The organism is Mesorhizobium sp. WSM4983, assembly GCF_029625765.1.
Taxonomy (GTDB): Bacteria; Pseudomonadota; Alphaproteobacteria; order Rhizobiales; family Rhizobiaceae; genus Mesorhizobium.
The window spans coordinates 71,087-97,321 of sequence record NZ_JARTVM010000013.1 but is presented as its reverse complement, the minus strand read 5'-3'; the positions used below and the strand labels follow the sequence as shown (position 1 = coordinate 97,321).

The following is a 26,235-nucleotide window of genomic DNA, read 5'->3' as shown; positions in this document are numbered from 1 at the left end:
TCCCAACCTACAAGACGAGTATGATGGATGTCACGCAACCACGCAATGCGGGCATGGACGGGCACGAACAGGCCTTGGACCTCACGCGGGGAATTGCCGCCTATGTCAACCACCCTCTCGTGGCAGGGCTGGCGCGCGTCATCGCCAGGCATCCGCAGGCCGATATCGCCAACGCCTTCAACCACAAGCAGGTCGCCTGCAAGATGTGGGCACTCGACAAGCTGTTCGATAGCTGCGGCGGCCGGTTCGGGCGCATATGGGTTCTGGGTGGATGGTACGGCGTATTGCCGGCAATGCTTTTCAACGATGCTCGCTTCGACATCGGAGCGATTGATAGCATCGACATCGATCCTGAAGTCGCGCCGGTCGCCCGGACCCTCAACCGGGATGCCGTTGACCGGTTCCGCGCGCTGACGGCAGATATGTACGCCGTTGACTATGTGGCCGCGCAGCCCGACCTGGTGGTCAATACGAGCTGCGAACACATAGTCGATCTGCGCGCCTGGCTTGCCCTGCTTCCGCGGGGCACGAATGTATTGCTGCAATCCAACGATTATTTCAGCGAGCCGACGCACGTCAACTGCGTGGCTTCACTGGCAGCCTTCGAAGCAATGGCGCCCCTACGGGAGGTGCGGTTCGCGGGCGAACTGCCGACCAAAAATTATACGCGTTTCATGCTGATTGGAACTGTTTAACGCATTTCGCTCTAAAGAAGCGTGACGGCTGTCGAATAACGACGTCGCGCGAATCTCACCGGGGCGACGCGCGTTAGCTAGAGTTCCGTTTTCAGGGACCATGTTCGATGTCGCTCGCGCAGGATTTGGGCCGAGCGACGCGCGCCTTCCAGATCGAGACGATGCGCGGACGGCCTCGGTCCAGCAAGCGCCTGTTCGATCGCTCGCGCCAAACCTTCAGGCGTTAGGTCCTTTTCCGTCAGCACCGTTGCAAGACCGAGTTCTTCGAGCATCAGGGCGCGAACCGTCTGTTCGGTTTCCGCGCCCGCTGCAAATGGAACGAGTAGGGAGCGACAACCCGCGCGAAGCACGTCGCAAACCGTGTTGTAACCCGCCTGCGAGACCGAGAGGCGGGCGCCGGTCAGCAGGCTGGCGAAATCCTCGCGGAACCGGAAGACGGACAGGCCCGGCGTGGCATCGCGTGCGATCGCGTCGAAATCGCCTTTCGGCAGGTTGGGACCGGTGATCAAACACCATTTCCAAGCGCTGTTGGCATTCCGCGCCGCTGCAACAGTGGCACTAACGAGGCTCTTTCCGGCAGCCCCGCCGCCAACCGACACCAGAACATCGAAGCGCTCGGAGACCGCGGGCGGTGGCGGCGCGGCAACGAGCCCAGTGTAGGCGACCTTGGCCCTGATCGCCCCGACCAGTGGAAAGGTCTTGTCGATGGTCGCGAAAGCCGGATCGCCGTGGACCATGACAAGGTCGAAATGCCTGTTGATGAGATCGACCGTTTCCTCGTTTCGGCCCGGCTTGACGCGCTCCTGAAGGATATCACGGACGGACGTCGCCAGCAGCGGTCTGGGTGATGTCGCGTCGATGGCCTCGATCAGCGGCAGGAGTTCGAAACGCATCTGCCGGCGTCCAAATGGAAACGCCTCGACAATGACGATATCGGGCCCGCAATCCCGATAGGCCTGCAACAGCATCTCCGAACGCCATCTCCTGAAAGCATCGTCGATGGGTTTGCCCTGCAGGTCGACAAGTCCGGAAAATCCCTCATCGCCGGAGGTGACGGGTGGCAGAGATACAGATTTGACGCCCGATCCTGGAAACCCCGCGATCGGCGCGCCGCCCGTCACCACGGTTACGTCAAACCCGTCATCGACCAGAGCCGCCGCAATGCGGCTGGCGCGCGCAAGATGGCCGATACCGAGGAGGTGCTGGACATAGAAGAAGGCGCGCAGTCGCTTCATTCGGCGGTCCGCCACTCCCGCTCGAAGAGTTCCTTGAGCTGCCCAATGCTTGTCATATGATCGAAATTGGCGCGCACGCGCCACTCTGCAGCGTCACCGAGGCGGGCGCGCAGCACGGGATCACGGATAAGGCGCTCCAGCGCCTGTGCCAGGGCAATTGGATTTTCTGTCGGGACCAGCAGCCCGGTTTCATCCGGAGATAAAAGCTCCGGCACGCCGGAAATATCGGTCGACACGCAGGCGAGCCGCTGGCTGGCCGCCTCAACCAGAACGTTCGGCAGACCGTCCCGGTCGCCATTTGCGGTGATCCTGCAGGCCAGGGCGAAGATGTCGGCGCGGCGGTAGTGCTCAAGCACCTCCTCCTGAGCAAGCGCGCCTCTCCAAGAGACGCGACCATCCAGGCCGAGCTTTTGCGCCAGCGCCTTGAGCCGTTCCAGTTCGTCGCCACCGCCGATATGCTCGAAACGCCACGCCAAATCACCAGGCAGGAGGGCAAGCGCCTCCAGCAAGGTATCGTAACCTTTCTTTTCAACGGCGCGCCCGACACTCAGAACGATAACCGGTTCGTCCGGTGCCGAGCCGTCATGCGGTTTGCGCGCCCCGCGGAAGCTGCCGAAGCGATCAAGGTCGAGCCCATGATAGCTCAGATGCAAAGACGAGTTGCCGTTTGCGAGTTTTTTCAGACGGTCGAAGCCGGTTTTCGTGCAGGTGACCGTCCAGCGGGCCGAGGAAAGCTTGCCAGCCAGATCCCAGTCAGCCGAAGTCCAGATGTCCTTGGCATGGGCCGAGCAGCTCCACGGCAGACCGCGAAGCTGGCTGGCATAGCGTGTCACCGATGCCGGTGTGTGCGCGAAATGCGCATGCAGCCAGCCCGCATCTTCCGGCCATTCGGCCGCCAACACGAGCGCTTGCCCGAAGCGGCGCACGCGATTGCGCGTAAAGTCGCGGGGGATATCGGCAGCCAGCGATCCGAACGCGCGCCAGAAGCCTGGCCGCAGCAGACAAGCAAACAGCGAGCGAACCACGCGCAGCGGTTCTTCATGCAGGTATTCCGGCAGATAATGGACGGGCGCTTTGATCTCGTTATGCACCGGATGGCGTTTTGCGTCGGTTGGCCGCCTCAGCGCAACGAGTATCAGGTCGAACCCCGCTCGCTCCAACCCGAGCAGTTCCTGCGCGATGAAGGTTTCCGACAGCCGCGGATAACCCTTCAGAACCACGACGATCTTGCGATGTTGCAACTCAGTTGATGCCTTCAATGACCGAAAGATGATGGCCGGCCTGCCTGTCGAGCAGTTCCGCGACGATCGCGGAAATATGAGGCAGCCCTTCCAGCCTCAGATGCGGATTGCTCTGCGATGGGCGGGGCCGATCCGGCAGCACCTTCAGTGTATCGGCAAACCGCTGGGAATCCTCGGCTTCTTCCGGCGAAAGCATCTTGATGAGACCGAGTTCGGCTGCTCGCCGTGCGCGGATCAGTTGCTCCTCGCGCGGCTTGATGCGCGGCACGATCAGCGCCGGCTTGTCGAAGGACAGTATCTCGCAATAGGTGTTGTAACCGCCCATCGCCACTACCGCCTTGGCGCCGGCAATCAGCTCTTCCATGCGGTTGTCGAATTCGATGATCTTGATATACGGGATTTTGGACCCCTTCTTAAGAAACTTGTTGCGCTTGCGCGCCGGCATGTAGGGCCCAAGCACGATCAACGCCCTATGCTGCAATTGCGGATCCTGCTGATAGGCATCGATAACGTTGTGGATCAGATCGGCGCCGTCGCCGCCGCCACCGGTCGTAACGAGGATATAGTCGCCCTCGGGGCGGTGGCCGGGCAACTCGTTCTTCTGCAGGCTCCGTTGCAGGAAACCGACGAACTTCATCTTTGCCCTGATAGCCGGCGGCACATCCAGGCCGGTCAACGGATCGTAAAAATCCGGCGGACCGTAGGCCCAGACCTTGTCGTAGAACAGGCCTATCTTGCGCATCACATCCCTGCGTTCCCACTCTGCTTCCAGCAGATGCGGCGCATCCATCACCTCGCGCAGGCCAAGCACCAGCGTAGTGCCTCGCGTCTTGAGGTAGGACAGCGTGTCCTCGATCTCACCGCGCAGCCCGAGCGGTTCCTTGTCGACGATGAAGATATCCGGCCGAAACGTCTCGGCTGTGTGGCGAATGATCGACTGGCGCATTCTTAGCGTCTCATGCAGATCGATATCTTTTTCCAGCGAGGTGTATTCGCCGTTGCGCAACTTGATGACGCTCGGGATCTTCACGAAGTCGACGCGGGCGCGGTAGTCGAAGGCGCCGGCGATAGGCGCGCCCGAAATGATAAGCACCTGAAGTCCGTGGAAATCCTCGACCAGGGAATGCGCGATCGTGCGGCAGCGCTGCAAGTGGCCGAGCCCGAACGTGTCGTGGCTGTACATGAGAATTCGAGCATCTTGTACGTGCTGGGTCATTGTCGAACCTCTTTAGAATTCTCGCCTGAGGACCGCGGGCCCCCGCAGGATTCGAACCCATGTCTCGCAGGTCTATCGACCTGTTTTGAACATGAGGGAGCAATTTTTTCAAATTATATTACCCAAGAGGGTTCATATGCTGAGCAGCGTCTGCTCAGCTGCTATGCACATTGGATGCGATGCCCAGCCTATTTGCCTTGTCGGCCTCGTGCGCTGCAGATAGATCACGGCGGATACATGCACTTGTATCGAGACGGGTCGCGGGCTGGCCGATTGCTTGCTTTCAGAAAAGCGGCCAGGGCGATGGCGCTCCTCCCTCGTGGCCGACGCGGCTAAACTGCCCAAGAATGGGCTGAAGATCTTCAAAGACAGCGCGCCGACACAAACCATGATCGATGCCCCAGATGCGGGCGCTCTCGCGCCGCCCACGCAGAACATCGCCTTGTCCCTCAGCCAGACGAATTCAGTAACAGCATTGGCGTTATCCCACCTCCGACCCGATGAGCGAGGGGGCAACCCGCGCGGCCCACCCAAGCGCAGGACCTAACGTCGACGATTGTGCCTTCGAGCGTCGCCCAAGCGAAAGAGCCATATCCTACTCAAATTGAGGTATGACTCCGCGGGGACAGTCTTTCAAGAATGTGCTAATAAAGCCGTTTCGGAGAGGATGCCATGCCGTCCTTGAGGTGGGCTGCAGTTGTCGCGCTTGCCGCGAATCTCATCAATGCGACACCGACCATAGCCGCCGAAGCAGTGGGCCAGGCAGTCGTGATCAAGACTGCCGTTACCGGCGCAACCGGACCACTGGTGGTCAGCGCACCCGTTCATCGGGACGAACGAATCAGGACATCCAATACCGGGCTTGGCCAATTCGTGTTCCGGGATGGCACCAAGCTGGCGGTGGGGTGGGGTTCTTCCGTCGTCCTCGACAAATACGTCTTCAACGATGATAATTCGGTGAAGAAGCTCACCATCCGCGCTGCCAAGGGAACGTTTCGCTGGATAAGCGGGAACTCGCCTTCGTCCGCCTACCAGATTGTGACGCCCGCAGGCACAATAGGCGTGCGGGGAACAGCATTCGATGTCCACATCGCGCCCAACGGCAAAACCGCCGTCGTGCTGCTGAAGGGGTCGGCCCGATTCTGCAGCGGCGGCGGATGCAGGGAACTGAAGCGGCGCTGCGATTGCGTGGTCGCGACGCCGTCAGGCGCGATGTCCGACGTTATCAAGGTCAATCGATCTGTGCTCACCACACTCGGCACCTCGCGGGCATTGCCGTTTCTGACCGGCAATCAGCAGCTCTCGGGAGGCTTTGACGCAATCGGCGGAAATTGCGGGCTTACGGCTGCCATTCAGCAGGAGCATACGGCGCGGCCGGAGCGGCGCAACTCACCGGCACCACCCAGTCCGGGCACCCCCGATCCGCCGAGCCCGCCGCGGGGCGACAAAGATGACGGCAACAACGGCCATGGAAATGATCCGGGCAAGCACGATCCCAGCAATCCCGGAAAATCCAAGGGTCCTGGCAAAAAGTAGCGGCAGGGGTGGCCGGCAGTGGCAAGAGCAGCGGATAGCCGCTCTTTTTCTCGGCGCGTCCGTATCTGACTTCGCCAACCGGTCTGGGCCAACTCGCCCCTACGTCGGGGTGGACGAAATTGTTGCCCTTGAACACCACCGAGTCGAGCGGTCGACCGCCCTACATCAATGAAGGTCAGGAACCGGAGCCGAATTGTTGCTCCGCATAGCCGGCATTCGCTTCCATCGCCGCTCCCGCCCGCTTGCCAACAAAATCATCCGCTCTGCGCGAGATCCGGCCATAGAATTCCTGCAACCCTGTCGGCAGGCCCGCAGCCTTGACTTTGGCCGCCGCGATCATCTTTCGGGTGCCTGGCAAGCGCGATTGCAACGCCTCCACGAGCTTGCCGTGGAGAAGCCGCAATTCGGCAAAATCCGGCGACGACCCAACGTTTTCATCGCCTACGACGGCATTGATTCTGGTCCTCGTGCTCTTTCCCTTGAGTTCCAGCGATCCCGCGTCGAGCAAGGCCCAGCCTTGCAGCGATCTTACTGTGTCGTCGGACGCGAGGATATCGAAACTCACCGTCTTGCACGTTGTCTCGATACGCGCTGCGATGTTCACCGCGTCGCCAACGGCCGAATAGTTGAAACGCGATTCCGCGCCCATATTTCCGACACAGGCGACGCCGGTATGGATTCCGATACCGATGCGAACCGTCTGCCCGGCCCCGAATCCGAATGCATCGCTTTCGTTGAGGCGGGCAATCGTCTCGCGCATCGCCAATGCCGCGCGAGCGGCTTTGCGGGGATGATCGGTGACGTCGACCGGGGCATTCCAAAAGGCCATGATCGAATCGCCGATGAACTTGTCGAGCGTGCCTTCATTGGCGGTGACATGACGGCTGAGCGCGTCGAGAAGCGTGTTCAAAAACCGCACGACGGCGGTGGGCGGCAGTCTTTCGCTGATCTCCGTGAAGTTTCGCACATCGACAAACATCACGGTCAGCTCTCGGTCGTCGCCGCCAAGACGAAGCGCGTCGCGCGTGTGCTCGATCCGGTAGAGAAGCGATGGCGACAAATACTGACCGAAGGCCCGCCGGATCGCGCGCCGCTCTCGATCAGTCACCAGGAAGCGGAAAGAGGTTGTCGCGAAATGCGTGATCGTGCCCATGAGGATCGGCGCAAACGGGTCGAACAGCAGTCCCGCAAGCGAAAAGGCAAACCATGATGCGACGAGCGCCAGTCCCGTGATCGCAAGGCCGCAGGCGAGCGCAATCGCGGGGCTTACGAAAATCGTCAGAATCACCAGGAGGCTGCCGAGCATCGCGATCGACGCGATTTCCAGCCCGTTTGCCCAATCAGGCCGAGACAGATAGTGGCCGGACAGCACCTGTTCAACGATCTGCGCGTGGATCGAGACGCCCGGCACGTTCTCACCGAGCGCGGTGACACGAATGTCCTGCAGCCCGGCGGCCGAAGTGCCGACAAACACGATGCTGCCTTCGATCGCGGCCCTCGTTTCGGACGAGACGCCGCCGGGTGCAAGCACGTCCTTCGCCGAAACATAACGCTCGGCCCTGTCGGGACTGACATAGAGCCAGAGTTCGCCGGCCGAGGTCACCGGGATAACGAAGTCGCCGATCTTGACGGAGGTCATTATGCCCTGCCGATCCGGCGCGCCGGCAATGAGGTAGGTGGAGGCCCCCTGCGCTACTCTTATGGCTTCGAGGGCAAGATCCGGATAAAGCTGCTCGCCATCAGTCAGAAAGAGTGGGGCTGTCCTCACCACAGCGGTCGATCTGCCGGGATTGAGGCTGATGTGTCCGATGCCGGCTGAATTGGCCTCAAGCTGCGGCCGCAGCGGCGTGGCTGCCTTGATAGGTGGAGGAGCAGCGATCGGGCTCTCGCCCATAAAGGCAATGCCAGCCTTGATTTGCGGCCGATAGTTCCCTTCGTTGGAGATGCCGTAGCCCAGGATAACTGGCTTGCCGGCGATCGACCCGGCGAAGATCTCGTCATTGTCGGGCAGGCGGTCGAGCAGGGCCGGATCGATGCCCGGCACGTCGCGGAGGACAGTGCGAGGCGACAGACGGTCGGGCTCGGCGAAAAGAATGTCGAATGCGATGGCTGCCGCACCAAGCTCCGTCAGCTTTTCGACCAGGGCCGCCATGCGATCCCTGGGCCACGGCCACTGCCCGAACTGCTGCAATGAGGCCTCGTCGATGTCCACCACGCGGACGGGCATCGACTCGAAGCGGCGAGGTGCCAGCCTCTGATACTGGTCGAACGTCGCTTCGCGGGCGAGTCTCAACGGCTGCGGGTCGCTCGCCCGGACAATGGTAAGCGCTGCGACCAGCGACAGACCCAGGGTGACGCCGGCCAACTGGGCGCGTGTCATGACATCTGCACCAGTAACTGTGCCGCGTATCCTGCCTGCATGGCCCCGCTCCGGGAGGCAGCTTTCGAGCCTCGAAGCTAGGCTGCATTGTTCCCGGCAAATGTGCAATCGCCAACCTTACGCCCAACGGAGCAGCGCGGGCCGTGCGCTGGCGATTTGCGTAGCGACGAAGTTCTCAATCGGCTCCAGCGCTAGACAGTCGAGGAGCAAGAGCGCTAGCGGAGGCCGCCGGCCATTTTCTCGCTCTCCGGCAAGTTTCGCAACCACAGCATAGCGGCCGCCCCAAGAAGCGGACCCGGCACCAGCAGCAGGAAGGCCCAGCGCCAGCCACCGATGAAGTCGGCGAAGCGCGGCGTCAGCCAGATGGCGAGCACCGTCAGCGCAAAGCCAGCGCCAAGCTGCACCGACAGCGCCGTGCCGACGAAGCGGCGATCGCCGAGCTCGGTCACTGCGGCTGAGAATTGCGCCGAATCGCCGATCACCGAAATACCCCAGACGACGGCGACCAGCATGAAGAGCCAAAGCGGCCCGGCAAACAGGAAGCCCATCAGCAGCGCACAGCTTCCCGAGACGATCATCATGCCGGCGGTGGTCGCGGTTCTGCCGATGCGGTCCGACAGATAGCCGCCCAACAGGCAGCCAATGATGCCGGAGGCGACGACGAAGAAGGTCGAAAGCGAGGCGGCAGCGGCCGATCCGATCGCCTGCGCCTCGAATGCCGAGCGCGTATAGGCAAGCAGCCACGCCCACATGGCGTAGAGTTCCCACATATGGCCGAGATAGCCGAGATTGGCCAGGAGCAGCGGCCGCTCGCGAAACACCTGCCCGATGCGCGATGGCTCGAACACCGCCTTGCCGAAAGGATAGGGCCCCTCCCTTGCGAACAAGAGAAACAGGAGCGCGCCGACCGTCGTTGCTAGACTGGCGGCCGCGACCACCGGCCGCCAGTCGAGCGCGGTCAGGACAGCGCGAAAAAGATGCGGCAGCGCCGAGCCGATGGTGAGCGCGCCTATGACTGCGCCGAGCGCCAGCCCCCGGTCGCGCGTGAACCAGGTGGCGACGAGCTTCAGCGCCGGCGGATAGACGCCGGCAAGTGCTGCGCCGGTGACAATACGCGCGGCGATCACGCCGCCCGGCCCGAGATGAAACAGCAGGCTCGCATTGGCGAGCGCGGCGACAAAAGCGGCGGCCGCCATCAGCCGGCTGAGCCGCACCAAATCGGGAAGGTTGACCAGGCTCGCCCCCAGCGCGCCGATCACGAAGCCGACCTGAACGCCGTTGGTCAGCCAGGCCTCCCCGCCGGCGCCGAGCGCAAGCTCCTGCCTCAGTTCGGGCAGGATGGCGGTCGCCGAAAACCAGGTGGTCAGCGACAGAACGACCGCCAGGCAAAGCAGCGACAGCACGCGCCAGCGGCCGCTGTCGGCGGCCATGCCAAGCGGGCTGCCGCTCACCGCGCTCATGCGCCTTGCAGCGGGACGGTCAACACGGTCGCCGCGCCGGTGGGACAAAGCTCCCCTGGCCGTTGCGTAGGCTGGTCTCGATCTTGCAGATCGGCTTGTCGGGGCGCAACTTCTTGACCTCCACGCGTCCGATGATCGCCTACTCAACGCCGACCGCCTTGACGAACTTCCATGCGATTTCGAGAAAGACGGTCCCGGGCCCGGGCAAATCCTCCGCGACCAGGGCATTGAGAATACCAGAACTGACGCCGCCGTGGAGGATCGGCTTGCCGAACACCGATTCTCGGCCAGCGCGGTCATTATGCAGCGAATTGCGCTCGCCGGTAATGTGGGTGGAAAGTTTCGATTCTATGCCAGCCCGAACCGTTCGACGGCCCGCATGATGCCGCGCAGTTCGGCGAGGCCCTTCAGCCTGCCGATCAGCGAATAGCCGGGATTGATCCTGGTCTTGCCGATGTCGTCGGCGAGTAGATGTCCGTGATCGGGTCGCATCGGAATGCGCCAGTCGGCGCGGCCTTCCTTCCGACGGCGCGCTTCCTCCTGCATCAGGGCGAGGATGACATGCGCCATGTCGGTGCCGCCCTCGAGATGTTCGGCCTCATAGAAAGAGCCGTCATCCTCGATGGTGACGTTGCGCAGATGGACGAAATGGATGCGGTCGGCGAACTCCTTGACCATGGCAACGATGTCGTTGTCGGCGCGCGTGCCGTAGGAGCCTGTGCAGAATGTCAGCCCGTTTTCCGGGCTCTCCACGGCATTGAGAATGAACCGCGCATCTTCAGCTGTCGAAACGATGCGCGGCAGGCCGTAGAGCGAGAAGGGCGGATCGTCGGGATGGATGCACATGCGCACCCCTTCCTGTTCGGCGACCGGAATAATCTCGCGCAGGAACCAGGCGAGATTGTCGCGCAATTCCCTTGGCCCAATCGAATCGTACTCGGCCAAGGCCTCGCGAAAAGTGTCCCGGTTGTAGCTGCGCTCGGTGGCGGGCAGTCCGGCGATAAGGTTACGCTCGATCCGGTCGATTTTCTCGTCGCTGAGCTCTTTCAATCGCGCTTCCGCTTCGGCGATGCGCGCGGCGCTGTAGCCGGCCTCGGCATTCCGTCGCTTCAGCACGAACAGGTCGTAGGCCGCGAAATCGATCGCGTCGAAACGCAATGCATAACCCGTCGTCGGAAGGCGATACGCCAGATCGGTGCGGGTCCAGTCGACCACAGGCATGAAATTGTAGCAGATCGTCGCGATGCCGGCCTTCGCCAGCGCTCGGATCGTATCCTTGTAAAAGCCGACATAGCGCAGCCGTTCCGGCGAGCCGATCTTGATCGAGTTGTGGACGGGGATGCTCTCGACGACCGACCAGGTCAGCCCCGCCGCCTCGATGATCCGCTTGCGCTCCAGGATGTTTTCCAGCGGCCAGGCGCGCCCGTCATAGATGTCGTGCAGCGCCGAGACGATTCCGGTCGCCCCGGCCTGCTTGACGTGATCCAGCGTCACCGGATCGTCCGGGCCATACCAACGCCAGCACTGCTCCATTTTCTGCCTTCCTTTGAGAGGGAGCGGCAAGTTATTGTTGGACCACGATGAGAGTCAATGACAATTTGGGCTTTATCGGACGCCCTAATGGCCGACAGGTAGCCCGGCAAACTGATCGAGACCGCATCCAACTCGATTGTTTTCCCGGAATCTTGCGATATTCTGGTCCAACAATTTGGGAGATCGTCATTGGAAAATTCTCAGGCCGTGCGCGAGAGCGTCGCCCGCCGGCACCCCGGCGGCAGTTCGGCGGTCGATGCCGCGGCCGGGCTTATCCTCGATCTCATCCGCTCGCGGCAGCTGAATGTCGGCGACGTGCTGCCCACAGAGCGCGAGCTCAGCGAGATCACCGGCACCAGTCGCAACACCGTGCGCGAGGCTTTGCGCGCCATTCGGACCTACGGGCTGATCGAACCTAAACCCCGCGTCGGGGCGGTGCTCGCCGACGGGCATGGCATCGCCATCCAGAATTTCTTTGCCGCGCATATGGATGTCTCGCGCTCCTCCTTCGCCGACATTCAAGGCTTCAGGCGCATCATTGAAGTCGGCATCGGCGACCACATCGTGCTCAACGCCACCAACGAGCAGATCGAAGCGCTCGACGCGGTCAACGCGCGGATCGTCGAGAGCCGCTCGATCGAGGAAGCCGCCGAGAATGATTTCGACTTCCACATGGCGTTGATCGGGCTGGCGGACAACCGCATGCTGTCGGACATGTATTCCTTCCTTTCCCCGGTGATCCTGCGGATCATGACCATCGGCAAGGAGATGCGCCCGGTCCTGGCCGACACCCGCGCCGCGCATGGCGAGATCGTCGCCGCCCTGCGCGCGCGCGACAGGGTGGCCTACGCCTACCTGATGAGCCGCCATCTGGATTTCGCCCTGCGATTCCTGCCGGAAGAGCCGAGTTCCGACACGTGACTGAAGGAGTTCCCGCAATGAAGGATTTTGTTGGCAAGGTCGCCCTGGTGACGGGGACCACGGGAATCGGTCTGGCAACCGCCAGGCGCCTCGCCGCGGGGGGTGCTGCGATCATCGCCTGCGGCATCGACCGCTCGGCCAATGCGGCAATGAGAGCGGAGCTGGAAAGTTCCGAAGCCGGCGCGCTGGTCGTCGACACCGACGTCTCCGTGGCGGACCAGGTCCGCGATGCCGTCGCTGCCGGGGTCGCACGGTTCTGCGGCCTCGACGTGATCGTCAATTCGGCGGCCGTCCATCCCTACGGAACCGCGACCACGACCGACTGGGAAACATGGAACAGAGCGATGACGGTCAATGTCGGCTCGATCTACCTGACGGCGCATTTCGGCATCCCCGAAATGATCCGCCGCGGTGGCGGCGCCATCGTCAATGTCGCCTCGGTGCAGGGTTTCGCCTGCCAGCAGAACGTCGCCGCCTATGCCACGACCAAGGGCGCAATCCACACGCTGACGCGTTCGCTGGCGCTGGATTACGCGGCGGCTGGCATCCGGGTCAATTCGGTCAGCCCAGGCTCGATCCGCACACCGATCCTGGAGAAGGCCGCGCGTGGCGAAACCGGCAGCGATGCCGATGTCGAGGAAGCGTACAGGCGCTTCGGTGCGGCGCATCCGCTTGGCCGCATCGGCGAACCGGAAGAAGTGGCCGAACTCATCGCCTTTCTGTGCTCTTCCAGAGCGAGCTTCTGCACCGGCGCGGATTACAAGATAGACGGCGGCCTGACCGCCGGCATCGGTGTGAAATAGAGCCATGAAGATCGGTCTTGGCCTTTGCCGGAGTAGCTGACGCCGGACGATTTCCGCTTTGCCCGTCTGGCGGGCGCCATGCATGTCGCTGCCCGCCTCACCAACTATTTCGTGGCCCAGGATCACCCAGGATAGATCAGGAGCTTGTTGGCATTGCAATGTGGTCGCACCAGTGGCGATCGCATCGCATTCGTGTTGAAAACGCAGCTTCAAAGTCATCCAAAAAGCAAGTGAAGTCGAGGTCAAAAGGTTAAACTGATTTATATTTCGATTCAAATTGTCCATATTAACTAACTATTAACATGTCGCTTAACTTTTTGATTTTTTTAGGTATGGTGCCATGAAGGAGGTAGTTTGAACTACCGGAGAGTGGGGCGACTTCTCCTATGCGAAAAGTTTTAGAAACTTCAAAAAGAGATTTTGAACAACACAGCGCTACGACCGGCGGATCGGATCCGCTCCACTCCAGCCAACATCTGACGTCCGCGAACCATGAGACCTCTCGTTTTCCCCGGTTGCAGCACCAGACTTCGACCGGACGTCCAAGCGTGACCGCCGTGGCAGCGCTGGAAGCAGCCCCTTCCCGGCAGGACCTGCCTGCATTGCCGACGGTGCAGCTTGGCGGGCTGCCTGTCACCGTGATCGATCGGCAGGGCGCCGCCCGCCTGATGCTCGCGGCGGCGCGGCAGCACCGCCATGGCAGCCGTCCCTACTACTTCACCTCCGCCAACGGCGACGTCATCGCCCAGGTTCGCGCGAAATCTGAGATCGCCGCCCTCTTCCGCGAAGCCGACCAGATCTTCGCCGACGGCCAGCCGCTTGTTCTCGCCTCGCGCCTATTGTGCCGCACGCGGTTGCCGGAACGGGTGGCCACCACCGATCTGTTCCACGATGTGGCGAAGCTCGCCGAGAACGAGGCCGCGACCTTCTATCTGCTTGGATCGACTGAGGCCGGGAACGCCAAGGCCGTGACCGCCATCAAAGCCAGCTATCCGCGCCTGCGCATCGTCGGCCATAGCCATGGCTACCTCACCGGCGAAGCGCTCGAGAAAAAGCTCGAAGAGATCGACGCGCTTGCACCGGACATATTGTGGCTCGGCCTCGGCGTGCCGCGCGAGCAGATCTTTGTCCGCGATTTTGGCTCGCGGCTCTCGAATGTCGGTGTGATCAAGACTTCCGGAGGGCTGTTCGACCATATTGCCGGCAAGGTCCGGCGCGCCCCCCTCTGGGTCCAGAAGGCGGGTTTCGAATGGCTGTGGCGCATGTTGATGGAGCCGCGCCGGCTGTTCTGGCGCTACTTCACCACCAATCCGCGTGCCCTTTATGCCCTGTTGAGGTATTCCCAATGACAGCCGAACATTCGCTTCGTCCGCTGCCGGAGGGAACCGACACGGAGATCGCTGTCGTCGGCGGCGGGCTCTCCGGGACACTTGCCGCGACTCTCCTCGGCCGGTCGGGCTACCGTGTCACATTGATCGACCGCCACCCCGTTTTTCCGCGCGAGTTCCGTGTCGAGAAGATCGCCGGCGACCAAATCGACAAGCTGCGCCGGATCGGCCTCCTCGACAGTCTTTCCACGGCGGCCGCGGCATTCGACGAGATCGTCAACGTGCGCAAGGGGCGAGTACTCGACCGCACGCGAGCCCGCCACTACGGCATTTTTTACGACGACCTCGTCGCGGCGATGCGGGCCGAACTGCCCAAGGCCGTACGCTTCGTCGCCGGCAGGGTGAGCGCTGTGGAGGCCGGCCCAGAGCGGCAGCGTGTGTCGATCATCGGGCAGCCGGATGTGACGGCTCGCCTGCTTGTGCTCGCCACCGGCATGGGCGACATCCTGCGGCGCGACGTCGGCATCGAGCGCCGGTTCGTCCACCAGCGCCAATCGCTGACTTTCGGTTTCAATGTCCGGCCGGCGGGAGCAAACGCGTTCAAGCATCCGGCGTTGACCTATTACGGCGAACGCGTTTCGGACGGCATCGATTACCTCAACTTCTTCCCGGCCGGCGGCGTTACCCGCGCCAACCTCTTTGTTTTCCGGGAGCATACCGACCCGTGGGTCAAGGCGCTGCGCGACCGCCCGCGCGAAACGCTCATTGAAACGCTTCCGGGACTCCTCAAGACCTTTGGCGATTTCGAGGTCATCGACCGCGTTTCGAGCTGGCTCACCGACATCACCGTCGCCGAAAATTGCAAGCGCGACGGCGTCGTCCTGATCGGAGACGCCTATCAGACATCCTGTCCGGCCGCCGGAACAGGCGTCAGCCGCCTCCTCACCGATGTGGAGCGCCTGTGCATGGTGCACGTGCCGCAGTGGATGGCCTCGCCCGGCATGGCGGCGGCGAAGATCGCCACCTTCTATGATGATCCCACGAAGCAGGCGATGGATGAACGGGGGCTCGAGTTGGCGAATTTCCGCCGCAGCTTGACCATCGACACGGACCTGCGCTGGCGCGCGCGCCGGCAGGTTCATTTCAGCCGTCGCCGCATCCTGCACGAGATCGACAAGTTCAGCCCGAGCTTTGCCGCGCGGCTGCGCGGTCTCAAGCGGCCGCAAGTGGAAGCCGTGACCTGATTGCGGGTAAGCCGGCGCATTTCGTTCAAAGTACGCTTCGGCATAGGCGTGCGCGACCGCCTGAAGCTAGCGTAAGGCGTCCGAACCGACCCGCTTCAACTAGGACGACTCGGCGGCTTCATCGGCAGCCGGCGGCACGATGACAGCCGAAGGCTTGGCCTTCTTGACATGCGCGGCCTCAAGGATATGCCGCGCCAGCGCCTTGGCCGCCGGCAATTTCTGCACCGTTAGATGCGCCGCATAGCCGAGCGGACTCCCTGCGCGGTAGATTTGCCACATCGGTGAAGGCCGGCCGCCGAACACGCGCTTGTAGGGCTCGTCGCCGATGGTGAAATCGAGGTGTTGATCGCCGCGCTCGATGCAATCGCGGGCGATCTGCTCGAACATCAGGCTGCCGATCGACTGCTTCCGGTAGCCGGCCTCGTCGAAACCGCCGAGGATGACCAGGAGCGAGCCGCGGTGCTCGAGCCCGAGCGCGCCGGCGATCGGCTGGCCGTTCATCCAGAATGCATAGGTGCGGGCGAAGCCGCCGCACCCTTCATTGGCCACGGCCAGGTAGAAATCGAAATAGGAAGGCAGCTGCAAAAGGTCGGCCGGACCGTTGCTGCCGTCGAAGCGTTTGCCGCGATAGAGCTTGAGGGCATCGAATGTCGTGCGGACCGCGGCCGGGCCGTCAACGCATTCGAAGCGCGCCTCCCCGATGCGGTTGAGCTGCCGGGATTTCTTGTCCAGCTCCTTGCGATAGGACTGGTCCAGCCGCTGCTCGCGCCAGCCGGCGAATGTCGGCTCCAGCTCGCTGGAATAGGCGCTCATGCCCATGCTGTCGCGCTTGTCGACGCCAAGCAGGCGCTCCATCGCCAGGGAGCGGTCCGCCAGCTTGCCGATGCGCAGGAGATCGTATGGCCGCAGATGCTTGCGGATGGCGGCGACGGTGCGGGCGTCGGCAAGAATGCGGGAGAAGGTCTCCTCGTCGGCGACGGGCGAGACATAGTCCGAAACCCGCATATCCGCGAATTCCACGACCTTCAGCAGCGTGTAGCGGCGCCTCACCAGCGGCAGGACCATCGCGAGCCTTCCGCTCGCACGCACGCGGACGACGATGATCAGTGGCGTGGCGGCGCCTCGCCGCACGAGCCTCTCATAAAGTTGCGCGAGCCAAATCGGATGCTGAAAAGCGGTTGCCGCCGAGCTGGCGAAGAGCTCGGCGTACTCCGTCGAACGGAAATCGAACGCATCCTCGGCAGTGACTTCAAACATGTGATCCGAACCGGCAGGGACAGCGGCTATCCACGACTTCTTACGTTCCAGGTCAAGACCGGTCGCCGCGATTGTTGGAATCTTGGTATATGCCGAAACCGCTAATCTCGCGTTGCGTGGCAGGCCGGGCGGACGACCACAACCGCTTCGGGATCGCAAGTCGAAAATCATGCCGAAAAAGTAGAAATCCGGTTCTGCGTGTAACGCCGATGTAAGTATTTTCAGCCAGTCTCTCGTTCCTCATTGTTGGAAATCCGAGCAGGACATAGTCGCGCAAGACATGCTGGCGATCGAGGTCATCGTTCCGCAATCGGCGCCCCGCCATTGGCAGCAGCTCGCCATAGAGCGGCTGGAGGCGGACGGCCACGATGTCGCGGTGGCGCATCAGCCCGGGCCGTCGACCTGGCCGGCCGCGGCAAAAGCCGCCTTCCAGTTCGAGCAACGTCTTTTCCGCCGGCGCGGACCCCTTCTCGGCTCCGCGCTGCAAGCAATCCCGGCACGGCCCGGCGGGCGCCCCGCCGCGCTGAGGCTCGATCTTGCCGGCGATGCGGCCTTGTCGAATGTCCCCACCATCGGCCTTCGCTTCGACGGATCCAGCGCCGATCTGTCGGCTGCAATCGCCGTCGCGGCCGGCAGGCTCCCGGTGATCGAGGCCGTGCTCGACAGGAAGACGGTAGTCGGCCAGGCGCGGCCCATGGTCGACAAGCGGGAATCCACCGCACTCGGCACCGAGGACGTGTTCGCCCGCGCCATTACTCTGGTTCAGTCGGTCACCCGCGCGTTCGCGGCGGACCGGCTGCCACGAGAGGCCGTGGCTGAAATCCATGGTCGTGGCGAGCGAGGCGGGTTCACATCCGCCTATCTCCGCGCGGCGCTGCCGCGGCTCGGCCGGGAAGCGCTTCGGCGCGCGCGCTTCCGCCACGCGCATTGGCGTGTCGGCTATCGCTTTACCGATGCCCTGGGCGTCGCCGATACCGGCAAGCTCGGCACCGGCTGGTCGGTGCTGCCGGACCCGGGCGATCATTTCTATGCCGACCCGTTCCCCTTCTGGTGGCAGGGTCAGCCCTTTGTGTTCGTCGAGGACTATCCGCACGCGACCGGAAAGGCGGTCATTTCCGTTGTCCCGTTCGACGCGGATGGCGTTCCTGGCGAGCCTCGGGTCGTGCTGGAGGAGGCTCACCACCTCTCCTACCCGCAGGTATTCGAGCGCGACGGCGCGATCTGGATGCTGCCGGAGGCGAGCGCCGGCGGCAAGCTCACACTCTACCGCGCGTCGGGCTTCCCGGACAGCTGGCTTGCCGAGACCGTGCTGGTCGAAGGCGAGATTTCCGATGCCACCTTGTTCGAGCATGAAGGCATGCTCTGGCTGTTCGCCACGGATCGTGACGGCCATGGAAGCACTTCCGACACGCTGGTGATTTTCTCCGCCCCCGCGCTTGCCGGTCCGTGGCGGCCGCATCCGGCGAACCCGATCCTGATCGACCACCGCATGGCCCGCCCCGGCGGAGCCTTCGTGCGCAACCGCGACGGCCGCGTGCTTCTTCCGGTCCAGGACGGAACGCTGGGCTATGGCGGCGGGCTGGGCCTGTCGAAGCTGCTGGAGCTCAACCAGCAGACGGTGCGGCTGTCGCCGCCGCGGCCGATCGATGCGGCTGGCGACTTTCCTTATCCGAAAATCCACACACTCAATCGGGCCGGGCGCCTGGAAGTGATCGACGGGATCGCCGCCGTGCGCAAGCGGTCAGGCAAGCAGTAGCGCCTCGTAGCCCGCGCACATCCTGGCCGGCGAATACTTATCCCGCAGCCGCCGTCCCGCCTCTGAAAGCCTGGCCTTGGCTTCCGGCCGCGCAAACAGATCGCCAAGGCCCCTAGCCATGCCGGCAGCGTCGGCCTCGACGAAGAGTGCGGCGGGAGAGCCGTCCTCCGCGGTCAGCACCTCGCGCAAGACGTCGAGGTTGCTGGCCACAACCGGCAGCCCGGAAATGGCTGCTTCGACGCAGGCGAGGCCGAAGGTCTCCGTCATCGAGGCAAACGCATAGGCATCCCCGGCCGCGAGGAATTCGAAGATGCGCGTCGGCGGAACCTCGCCCACGAGATGCAGGCGGTCGGCAACGCCGCGGCTTTCGGCAAAGGCGACGAGCGCTTCGCGCTCCGGCCCCGCGCCTGCCAGCGCGACATGGACGTCGGGCAGTCGAACGAGCGCGCCGACAAGCGCGATCTGGTTCTTCATCCGCGTCAGTCGGCCCGATGATACGGCCAGCCAAACGTCCTGCGGCAGGCCGAAGGCGGCGCGCGCCGCTGCCTTGTCGAATTCCTCGCCCGGCGCGGGTACGCCGTGATCGATGCGACGCATGCGCCGCCGATAGGAGCGCGGATAGCGATCGAACTGCGCTTGAGTCCAGCCGGAATTGACGACATTCGCCTGGTAAAGGCCGACCGTGCCCATCAGCTTGTCGATTTGGGAGAGCAGCCCCATGACGCCCATGCTTTGCGGGGCGCCGCTTTGGTTTGCGACGATGTGCCTGACGCCGGCCAGCCGGGCGCCGATCGTGCCGAAGATATTGCCATAGTGTTGGTAAGTGATGACTGCGTCGGGGCCTGCCGCGCGCAGATATCGCGCCAAGAGGACGGTCGCCCGGATCTGCCCGGGCAATCCGCGCGGTCTGTCCGTCAGGACGAAATCCACATTGGGATCGCGGTCATAGGCTTCGGTCTTGCGGTACATGAAGACGGTGCGCACCTCGTGCCCGCGCGCCCGCAAGCCCTCGCCCACCATGTCGGAGATGCGCTGCGCCCCCGCTGCTTCCGCCTGGGTCTGCACTTGGACGATCTTCACGTGCGCCCCTTCAGGAGGGCATGAGGCACCAGCCCGATCCTGTCCAGGGACAAGCCGAGGATCGACGGGTTGATGCCGATTCTGCGCCGGGCGATCAATACCCCGAAAGCCGTCCATGCGATGACGGTTCCGGCAATGCTGAGGGCCGCTCCTATGGACCCGAGGTAGTAAGTTGCCACGGCCGTCACGCAAAGTCCGACAACGTTGACGATGACCAGCACCTTGAAGAGCGCATGCTGCAGACCCGTCAACTGCAACAGGACTTCGATCGGGCCGCAAGCGGTGCCGAACGTCGCCCCGATGCCGAAGATGACGAGCGTCGCCCTCATGGTCGGCGTCGCATAGGCCGGATTGAAGATGGACAGGATGAAGTCGCCGAATATCCAGAAGGACGCCAGCACGCACAGCGCAATGGCCGAGCCGCCAAGCGCGGCGAGGCTGGTGATGCGCTGCACGTGAGCCCTGTCGCCGCTGTAGAAGGCCGCCGATATCTGCGGCGCCAGCGCCTGGTTGATGCCGTTGAGGGCAAGGGTCACGAAGCGCGTGGTCCGGTCCGCCACGAAGATCGCGCCTGCCGCCTCTGGCCCCAGGATCATCGCCACGAGCAGGGTGCTGACCTGGCCGAGCGCGGGCGGCAGCGAGGTGACGCCCCACAGGCCAAGCGTCACCGTCTTGAATTCCTGCTTTTGCCCTTCCGTGAGACCACCGCGATCTGCCCGCGCCGTGTCGCGCAACAGCACAATTGTTTGCGGGACGACCGACAGGATGAGCAGCAGCGCCGTCAGATATGTCGCCGCGATCGCATCGATCTTCACTTGCATGAAGTGCAGCGCCGCAACGGCGGCGATTGTCGCCGCGCGCCAAATGATGTCCCGCGGCAGCAGGCCCGATATCAGCGCGTTCTTGGCCCGGAAGGCGCCCGAGGTAAACTCCGACCAGCCGAGCGAGAACGACAGCACCGCCGCCGCCACGCATAGCGGCAGCCATTCCGGCGTTCCCCTGCCGACGAAGGGCAGGAATCCCACCACGATGATGAGCAGGCTGGTGCCGACAAGCCCGGCCAGCGCCACGAGAATGGCACGCGCCATCAGCCCGTGAGCCGAGCCGAGATCGCCCAGCCCGGCATATTGAGGCCAGAACCTGAGCACGGTGCTCTGCTGGCCCACCGAAGCGAAGAAGGAAACCAGGCTCGCGCCGGCATAGGTAGCGCTGTAAAGACCGAACTCGCGTTCGTTCGTCACCATCGCCACGGCCACGAACATCAGGAAGGACAGGCCCGCGCTGGCAAGCTTGATGATGCCGGCCACGGCGCCGCTCTTGGCAAGCGCCGTGACCGACATGCGCATGTCGGTCGCCGGGCTGGCCCCTGCCCCGGGGGCGGCCTCGCGGTTCCCTTTAGTGTCCTTCAACCTCGCCTCCTGAGACGATCGGCGATGGGCTACCCGCACCTACGACGACGCTCAAAACCCGATCCTGCATAAGCAAAATGCCGCAACCGCGCCAGCGCGAACGCTTCGCATGGTTACCGGCATCGCCAGCGCCGAGCGCATCGTCACGCCGCCAAGCTTAACGGATGGCTAACGATAATCCTTAATACTGTGGAGACGAGTGAGGTCGTGAAGTCGCGGCTCTCGACGAGGAAAATCGATGAAGCCAGCCAGTATCGACGAGCGCACTCTTACGCCGTTGTTCGACATAGGTGCAGTGTGGGCCATCCTTTGGACGCGACGCGTGATGGTGCTTGCCATCGCCGGCGCGGCAGTGCTGCTGGCGCTCTCCTATCTTGCGGTGACCAAACCAAGCTATACCGCAACGGCCTCGATACTGATCGACCCCCGCGACACGCGCGCGACCAATTTCAACAACGTGCTTCCGGGGATCGGCTCCGACAGCGCCGCTATCGCCAGCCAAGTCTTCGTCATCCTGTCGCCAGACCTGCTCGGCGCCGTCTTCAAAAGCCAGAAGCTCGACAGCGATCCGGAATTCGCCGGCGGCGGCCTTGCTTCACGTCTGTTCGGAGCCGGCGCCAGCGCGCCGCAGGACGCCGCCTTCAAGCGCTTCCAGAGCAAGGTTTCTGTCGAGCGCGAAGGGCTGACCTACGTCATCAATGTCAGCTTCACGTCGCCGTCGCCGGAAAAGGCCGCGCGCATCGCCAATGCCATCGTCGATCAGTACCGGGCAGGCCTGGTGGGAGAACGCGAGAGCGCCAACAGCGACGTGAATACGCTGCTCACGGACAGGATCTCCGGCCTGCAAAAGGACGTCAGCGACGCCGAGCGGACGGTCGAAGACTTCAAGACGAAACACAATATCGTCAATTCGACGGACGGCGGCACGCTGCAGTCGCAGCTCGATCAGCTGACGACGCAGCTGATCGCCGCCCAGGGCGACGCCGACCAGGCCAAGGACCGCTACAATCAGGCGCTGGCTGCGGGCAGTTCGCCGGCCGGGCTCGCCAAGCTTGCGGATATTCTTACCTCCACCTCGGCCATCAAATTGCGCGACGACTACAACCAGCGCGCCACCGAGCTTGCCAGCCTGCAAACCATGTACGGGCCGCGCCACCCGACCATCGGGCGGCTGCAGTCCGAGCTGGAGCGGTTGAAGCGGCTGATGTCCGCCGAGGCGGATCGCATAAGGCAGCAGTTGAAGGCCAGCTATGATCTCGCCGTGCAGAATGTCGGCAAGCTGCAGGACAAGCTCGAAGCCCTGCGCCAACAGTCGACGAACTCGAACATCGCGCAGGTACAGCTGCGGCAGCTGGAATCGAAAGCCCAGGCGGCGCGCGCCGTGCTCGACGACTATCTCAAGCGTGCACAGGAAACGTCGCAGATGCAGGGCGTGCAGACTTCCGAAGCGCGCAAGATCGGCGTGGCTTCGCCGCCTGTCCAGCCGACATGGCCGAAGCCGGTCCTGCTTCTCTTGGTGAGCGCCGTTCTGGGGCTCCTCGCCGGATGCGGCCTCGCTCTGGCGCTTGGTCCGGTCCCGCAGCCGCAAGAGGACCCGCAGGCGCCGAAGGCGGCCGTGCCGGAGCCGGTCGTGGACCGTAAGGACAGCGCGCCGGTCAGCCCCCGGCCATTGCCGATGCCAGCCAATTTCGGCGAGTACCGTCTGCCCGGCGTCGCCGGTGGGACCGCCTACTCAAACATCAAGGCGATCAGGAAACAGCTCTTCCAGACCGGAAACGAAACGCTGTCGCTCGCCGTCCTGAAGATCATGCGGCAGATGGTCTTGCACCTGAACGACCACGGCAAACCGTTCGTCATCCTCGTGTCTTCGATCCACAGCAGTTTCGAGGCAAGGATTGCGGGCGCGATGCTGGGCATCGGAATGCAACGAGCCGATCAGAACGTGCTGATGGTGGAAATTGGCGATCGTCTGTCCAGCGCGACGACAGACGGAGCCGGTTTGTTCATCGATGGCGCGACCGGTCTGCAGACTGTCGTGTGCAGCTCAGTGGCGGAAAAAAGTCCTGGCGTTGCCGATCGCAACTCGTTCCGTGGCATTCTGGCCGAAGCCGGGAGCGCGTTCGATTTCGTCGTCGTGATCGCGCCCTCGCTCAATGAGAACGGCTGGAATCCGGAGCTCTTCGCCAAAGCCGATCTTGCGCTTCTGGCGCTCAGCCCCTCCGAGCAGCCTTCGGAAGCCGCCAGGCTGCTCGCGCAAAAATTCGGTGCCGGCCAGATCGGCCGCAGTGCCACTCTTGTCGTCGCGGCGGAAAGCGCGCGGCCAGCCACGGCGATCGACAGTCCGCGAGCGGCCGGCGAGCAGCGCCGCAGCGCCACCGTTCGGGGCTAGACCGTGGAGGCGGTGCATCGATGACATCGCCGCCCAAGGTGTCGAGGCGACAGGCGCTGGCCTTTGCCGCCGGAGCCGTTTTCGCCGCCTCCCCTCTGCCGCAATCCGCTGCGCTCGCGACGGCCGGCCAAGTTCCGTCGCGCGGCTTCAACCTTCCCGGATGGCTCGACCGAAACGATGGGCTTGCTCCCGCCACGGCCACGCTTGAGAAGCTGCGCCAATCAGGCTTCGACACGATCCGGCTGCCGGTCAACGGCGATCTCGTCTCCAGCGGCGACCCGGCAACGCTTCGCCGCATCCAGAACGGGATCAGGGATCTTGTCGGGCTGGGCTTTTCGGTCCTCCTCGACATGCATCCTTCTGGCGAGCTTGTAGGAGTTTTTCGAAACGATCCCGAGGCGGCTGCAGGAAGAGTGCTTCAGGCCTGGACGGCGTTGCGTGCCGTCGTTGCCGATCTGCCTGCGGAGTGGGTCTATCCCGAGCTGCTGAACGAGCCACCGATGGAACGGAGCGCCTGGCTGGCGCTGCGGGAACGGATCGCCGCGGCGCTGCGGGCGAAATGTCCGCGCCACACGCTGGTCTGGGGACCGGCACGGTTTCAGGGCATCTGGGAAATCGCCGACGCGCCGCCGCTCGCCGACGACAACCAGATTGCCGCCGTTCACTATTACGCCCCCTTGGCCTTCACCCACCAGTGCGAGACCTGGGATGCCTCGCCGCTCGCCCGCATCGCGGACCTGCCCTTTCCCGCAAGCAAGGAAATGGCCCAGGTGAGCCGGCTTATCTCCAAACTGCGGTCGGCCGGCGACGAAGAAGCCGCCGGCCTCGTTGAAGAGGAATTGTCGGCGCCTTGGACGGCCGCGCGGATCGGCTCCGATTTTGCCGATCTGGCGCGCTGGTCCACGACCAACGGCTGCCCGGTCATGCTGAACGAATTCGGTGTGCTCAATTTCTGCGTGGATGCCGAAAGCCGCGCCTCCTGGGTGCGCGCCGTGCGCAAGGCGGCTGAAGCGAACCATGTGGCATGGACCTATTGGGAGCTCGATCAGGGCTTCGGCTTCATCAGGAGCAGGCAGAGCGTCGAGGGCTTCGACGGCTCGATGATTGCCGCGCTCCTTGGAGGTTAGGCCGGAAATGGACGACAGGCGCCATCTACGCTTGCTGGGACAAGTGACGAGCGGAGCGGATCAGCGATGAGCACGACGCAGGTCTCTTGGCCCGTCGGACTGGGTTTGCCGGGCAGGGATACGCCCGAAACCTTGCTGCATGTCGGCACGGCCTTGCTTGTCGTTGCGCTGGCCGTCTCCGCATTTGCCGTGTGGACGCCGTTCGGGATTGCCGCAACATTCGCGCTGACGCTGATCGTTTCGAACGCGATGCCGGCGGGCGTTCCGGTGCTGATCATCTGCGCCTTTCTCTTTCAGAACCTCGTGGTCGCCTGGTTCACCCCCTACATTCCCGACAACGACACGTTCGACGCGCTGCGCGGCACCAACTTCATCATCCTGATGACAGCGTTCGGCATTTTCCTGGCCGCCTCATTTCAGTACCGCGTCCGCGCGCTGACCGAGTTGCGCCCGTGGCTGCTGCTGAGCATGGTCCTGTGCGGAACGATTTGTTTCTATTTCGCTCTCGGCGTCGTGCATGGCGACCCCAAGGACGCGGTCGTCTATTTCCGCAACACGATCACGCCGCTCGCCTGCTTCCACGTCGCGGTCCTCGCCGCCAGCCTTTATCCCGTCGATCTGCGCAAGAGCATGCTGTGGCTCGGCGCCGGCGCGATCGTCTATGGCTATGCGGAACTGACCTTCACCATGGATTTCCTCGGACTGTTCCACGGCGACCAATATGTCGAGCGCAGCATCTCGCGGCAGGTCGAGACCGGCGTGTGGGAAAAAGCGCTTCAGGAAACCGGTTTCGTTTACCGTGGGATCGAAGACGTGATGACCACGACCTTCTTCAACACGCCCCTGTTCAACGACATCCTGCCAAGCGTCTTCCGCATCGGCGGCCCGAACTTCCATCCGATCAGCTATGCTTACGCCTTAAGCATCATTTCGGCCTGGCTGCTCTTCAAAGGACGATGGGTGCTGCCTCTCGCGGCTCTGCCGCTGCTGCTCGTCATCGGCTCCAAGGGCGCGACCTTCATGCTTTTCGTCGCAATTGCCGTGCGGCTGATCTACAGTCCCTCCCGCGCCGGTCTGGCGCTCATGGGCGCGATGGCCCTGGCCGTGGTCTGGACGACGGCGGCGATCGGATATGGCGCCACCCATGGCGACTATCACGTCCTCGGTCTGATTGCCGGCATGCGCGATTTCCTGGCCGATCCGCTCGGCCAGGGCTTGGGTCTCGGCGGCAACCTGTCGAGCACCAGCATCAATCTCAACTGGCAAACCGCCCAGGCCGAAGGCGCCGCCTCCGTGCCGGTCGAGAGCGCGGTCGGTGTCATGCTTTACCAGATGGGCGTGGGGAGCCTCGTCTTCTTCGGCTTCCTGGCGGCGCTGGCCGTGGCATTGCGACGGCAGCTTATCCAGACCGGCGACCCGGATTTCCTGTTCGGCTTTGTCGGCATCGTCACCATTTCGGCCAATGCCGTATTACAGGAGGAGGCTTTCTACTCCCCTCTTGCCCTCGCCTTCTGTCTGCTGCTCGTGGGCGTCTCGCTGGGAACACGCTGGCACATGGCGGCAAGAGCCGAAGCGGCGGACTGACTTCGGATCGGCTGGGCTCCAGACCGGCTTCACGATTTCGT

20 protein-coding genes are annotated in these 26,235 nt (G+C 63.3%); 10 read left to right on the top strand and 10 right to left on the bottom strand.

Going from position 1 to position 26,235, the window contains the following annotated elements:
* Positions 1–20 precede the first annotated feature (20 nt).
* Positions 21–695, top strand: a complete 675-nt coding sequence (locus P9254_RS26410; protein ID WP_442920343.1) for a class I SAM-dependent methyltransferase — start codon at positions 21–23, stop codon at positions 693–695.
* Between the two features lie 77 nt (positions 696–772).
* On the opposite strand, the gene P9254_RS26405 is transcribed toward P9254_RS26410, so the two are convergent.
* The 3 genes from P9254_RS26405 to P9254_RS26395 are packed head-to-tail and all read right to left on the bottom strand — an operon-like array spanning position 773 to position 4,387.
* Positions 773–1,930, bottom strand: a complete 1,158-nt coding sequence (locus tag P9254_RS26405; protein WP_095823334.1) for a glycosyltransferase family protein — start codon at positions 1,928–1,930, stop codon at positions 773–775.
* Positions 1,927–3,171 carry a glycosyltransferase family 4 protein gene (locus tag P9254_RS26400; RefSeq protein WP_278054599.1) on the bottom strand — a complete coding sequence of 415 codons (1,245 nt, stop codon included), beginning with the start codon at positions 3,169–3,171 and terminating at the stop codon, positions 1,927–1,929. The genes P9254_RS26405 and P9254_RS26400 overlap by 4 nt, the downstream gene beginning before the upstream one ends.
* A 1-nt stretch (position 3,172) precedes the next feature.
* Positions 3,173–4,387: a glycosyltransferase family protein gene (locus tag P9254_RS26395; protein ID WP_127216455.1), complete on the bottom strand. Its 1,215-nt coding sequence runs from the start codon at positions 4,385–4,387 to the stop codon at positions 3,173–3,175.
* 672 nt (positions 4,388–5,059) lie between these two features.
* Between P9254_RS26395 and P9254_RS26390 the strand changes: the two genes are divergently transcribed.
* A complete protein-coding gene (locus P9254_RS26390; protein WP_278054601.1) occupies positions 5,060–5,923 on the top strand; it encodes a FecR family protein in 864 nt (287 codons plus the stop codon).
* A gap of 175 nt (positions 5,924–6,098) precedes the next feature.
* Here P9254_RS26390 and P9254_RS26385 read toward each other — a convergent pair whose 3' ends face one another.
* From P9254_RS26385 to uxuA, 4 genes are all read right to left on the bottom strand, one after another.
* Entirely contained in the window at positions 6,099–8,303 is a 2,205-nt protein-coding gene (locus P9254_RS26385) for a CHASE2 domain-containing protein (protein ID WP_278054603.1), read from the bottom strand.
* 215 nt (positions 8,304–8,518) lie between these two features.
* On the bottom strand, positions 8,519–9,763 hold the full coding sequence (locus P9254_RS26380; RefSeq protein WP_067326274.1) for an MFS transporter: 1,245 nt from the start codon (positions 9,761–9,763) through the stop codon (positions 8,519–8,521).
* Positions 9,764–9,902: 139 nt separating this feature from the next.
* A complete protein-coding gene (locus P9254_RS26375) occupies positions 9,903–10,040 on the bottom strand; it encodes a MaoC/PaaZ C-terminal domain-containing protein (RefSeq protein WP_206628220.1) in 138 nt (45 codons plus the stop codon).
* A 71-nt stretch (positions 10,041–10,111) separates the two neighbouring features.
* A complete protein-coding gene (gene uxuA, locus P9254_RS26370; protein WP_278054605.1) occupies positions 10,112–11,296 on the bottom strand; it encodes a mannonate dehydratase in 1,185 nt (394 codons plus the stop codon).
* A 189-nt stretch (positions 11,297–11,485) separates the two neighbouring features.
* Here uxuA and P9254_RS26365 point away from each other — a divergent pair, with 189 nt between their 5' ends.
* The 4 genes from P9254_RS26365 (at position 11,486) to P9254_RS26350 (ending at position 15,592) form a co-directional block, all read left to right on the top strand.
* Positions 11,486–12,217, top strand: a complete 732-nt coding sequence (locus P9254_RS26365; protein WP_278054607.1) for a FadR/GntR family transcriptional regulator — start codon at positions 11,486–11,488, stop codon at positions 12,215–12,217.
* 17 nt (positions 12,218–12,234) lie between these two features.
* Positions 12,235–13,020, top strand: coding sequence for an SDR family oxidoreductase (locus P9254_RS26360; RefSeq protein WP_278054608.1), 786 nt, complete (start codon positions 12,235–12,237; stop codon positions 13,018–13,020).
* A 557-nt stretch (positions 13,021–13,577) separates the two neighbouring features.
* Positions 13,578–14,369, top strand: coding sequence for a WecB/TagA/CpsF family glycosyltransferase (locus P9254_RS26355; RefSeq protein WP_067327088.1), 792 nt, complete (start codon positions 13,578–13,580; stop codon positions 14,367–14,369).
* Positions 14,270–15,592 (top strand): FAD-dependent oxidoreductase, encoded by a 1,323-nt coding sequence (locus tag P9254_RS26350; RefSeq protein ID WP_278103908.1) that lies wholly within the window; start codon positions 14,270–14,272, stop codon positions 15,590–15,592. Before P9254_RS26355 ends, P9254_RS26350 begins: the two co-directional genes overlap by 100 nt.
* A gap of 99 nt (positions 15,593–15,691) precedes the next feature.
* On the opposite strand, the gene P9254_RS26345 is transcribed toward P9254_RS26350, so the two are convergent.
* Entirely contained in the window at positions 15,692–16,849 is a 1,158-nt protein-coding gene (locus tag P9254_RS26345; RefSeq protein WP_278054610.1) for a GNAT family N-acetyltransferase, read from the bottom strand.
* A gap of 280 nt (positions 16,850–17,129) precedes the next feature.
* On the opposite strand from P9254_RS26345, the gene P9254_RS26340 reads away from it, so the two are divergent.
* Positions 17,130–18,605 (top strand): glucosamine inositolphosphorylceramide transferase family protein, encoded by a 1,476-nt coding sequence (locus P9254_RS26340; RefSeq protein WP_278054611.1) that lies wholly within the window; start codon positions 17,130–17,132, stop codon positions 18,603–18,605.
* On the opposite strand, the gene P9254_RS26335 is transcribed toward P9254_RS26340, so the two are convergent.
* Positions 18,591–19,685 carry a glycosyltransferase family 4 protein gene (locus tag P9254_RS26335; protein ID WP_278054613.1) on the bottom strand — a complete coding sequence of 365 codons (1,095 nt, stop codon included), beginning with the start codon at positions 19,683–19,685 and terminating at the stop codon, positions 18,591–18,593. The genes P9254_RS26340 and P9254_RS26335 overlap by 15 nt on opposite strands.
* Positions 19,682–21,094 (bottom strand): lipopolysaccharide biosynthesis protein, encoded by a 1,413-nt coding sequence (locus P9254_RS26330; protein WP_067326253.1) that lies wholly within the window; start codon positions 21,092–21,094, stop codon positions 19,682–19,684. The genes P9254_RS26335 and P9254_RS26330 overlap by 4 nt, the downstream gene beginning before the upstream one ends.
* 238 nt (positions 21,095–21,332) lie before the next feature.
* Here P9254_RS26330 and P9254_RS26325 point away from each other — a divergent pair, with 238 nt between their 5' ends.
* The 3 genes from P9254_RS26325 to P9254_RS26315 all read left to right on the top strand — a co-directional run bounded on the left by P9254_RS26325 (position 21,333) and on the right by P9254_RS26315 (position 26,194).
* Positions 21,333–23,483 (top strand): GumC family protein, encoded by a 2,151-nt coding sequence (locus P9254_RS26325; protein WP_278054614.1) that lies wholly within the window; start codon positions 21,333–21,335, stop codon positions 23,481–23,483.
* 20 nt (positions 23,484–23,503) lie between these two features.
* The gene (locus P9254_RS26320; protein ID WP_278054615.1) at positions 23,504–24,610 is read left to right on the top strand and encodes a glycoside hydrolase family 5 protein; all 1,107 of its coding nucleotides are present in this window, start codon (positions 23,504–23,506) and stop codon (positions 24,608–24,610) included.
* Between the two features lie 66 nt (positions 24,611–24,676).
* Positions 24,677–26,194 carry a hypothetical protein gene (locus P9254_RS26315; RefSeq protein ID WP_278054616.1) on the top strand — a complete coding sequence of 506 codons (1,518 nt, stop codon included), beginning with the start codon at positions 24,677–24,679 and terminating at the stop codon, positions 26,192–26,194.
* Positions 26,195–26,235: the final 41 nt, after the last annotated feature.

Excerpts from the sequence above, each read along its gene's own strand:
- P9254_RS26410 (WP_442920343.1), top strand. The coding sequence starts at position 21 with ATGATGGATGTCACGCAACCACGCAATGCGGGCATGGACGGGCACGAA.
- P9254_RS26405 (WP_095823334.1), bottom strand. The coding sequence starts at position 1,930 with ATGAAGCGACTGCGCGCCTTCTTCTATGTCCAGCACCTCCTCGGTATC.
- P9254_RS26395 (WP_127216455.1), bottom strand. The coding sequence starts at position 4,387 with ATGACCCAGCACGTACAAGATGCTCGAATTCTCATGTACAGCCACGAC.
- P9254_RS26390 (WP_278054601.1), top strand. The coding sequence starts at position 5,060 with ATGCCGTCCTTGAGGTGGGCTGCAGTTGTCGCGCTTGCCGCGAATCTC.
- P9254_RS26385 (WP_278054603.1), bottom strand. The coding sequence starts at position 8,303 with ATGACACGCGCCCAGTTGGCCGGCGTCACCCTGGGTCTGTCGCTGGTC.
- P9254_RS26380 (WP_067326274.1), bottom strand. The coding sequence starts at position 9,763 with ATGAGCGCGGTGAGCGGCAGCCCGCTTGGCATGGCCGCCGACAGCGGC.
- uxuA (WP_278054605.1), bottom strand. The coding sequence starts at position 11,296 with ATGGAGCAGTGCTGGCGTTGGTATGGCCCGGACGATCCGGTGACGCTG.
- P9254_RS26360 (WP_278054608.1), top strand. The coding sequence starts at position 12,235 with ATGAAGGATTTTGTTGGCAAGGTCGCCCTGGTGACGGGGACCACGGGA.
- P9254_RS26350 (WP_278103908.1), top strand. The coding sequence starts at position 14,270 with ATGGCTGTGGCGCATGTTGATGGAGCCGCGCCGGCTGTTCTGGCGCTA.
- P9254_RS26345 (WP_278054610.1), bottom strand. The coding sequence starts at position 16,849 with ATGTTTGAAGTCACTGCCGAGGATGCGTTCGATTTCCGTTCGACGGAG.
- P9254_RS26340 (WP_278054611.1), top strand. The coding sequence starts at position 17,130 with ATGCTGGCGATCGAGGTCATCGTTCCGCAATCGGCGCCCCGCCATTGG.
- P9254_RS26325 (WP_278054614.1), top strand. The coding sequence starts at position 21,333 with ATGAAGCCAGCCAGTATCGACGAGCGCACTCTTACGCCGTTGTTCGAC.
- P9254_RS26320 (WP_278054615.1), top strand. The coding sequence starts at position 23,504 with ATGACATCGCCGCCCAAGGTGTCGAGGCGACAGGCGCTGGCCTTTGCC.
- P9254_RS26315 (WP_278054616.1), top strand. The coding sequence starts at position 24,677 with ATGAGCACGACGCAGGTCTCTTGGCCCGTCGGACTGGGTTTGCCGGGC.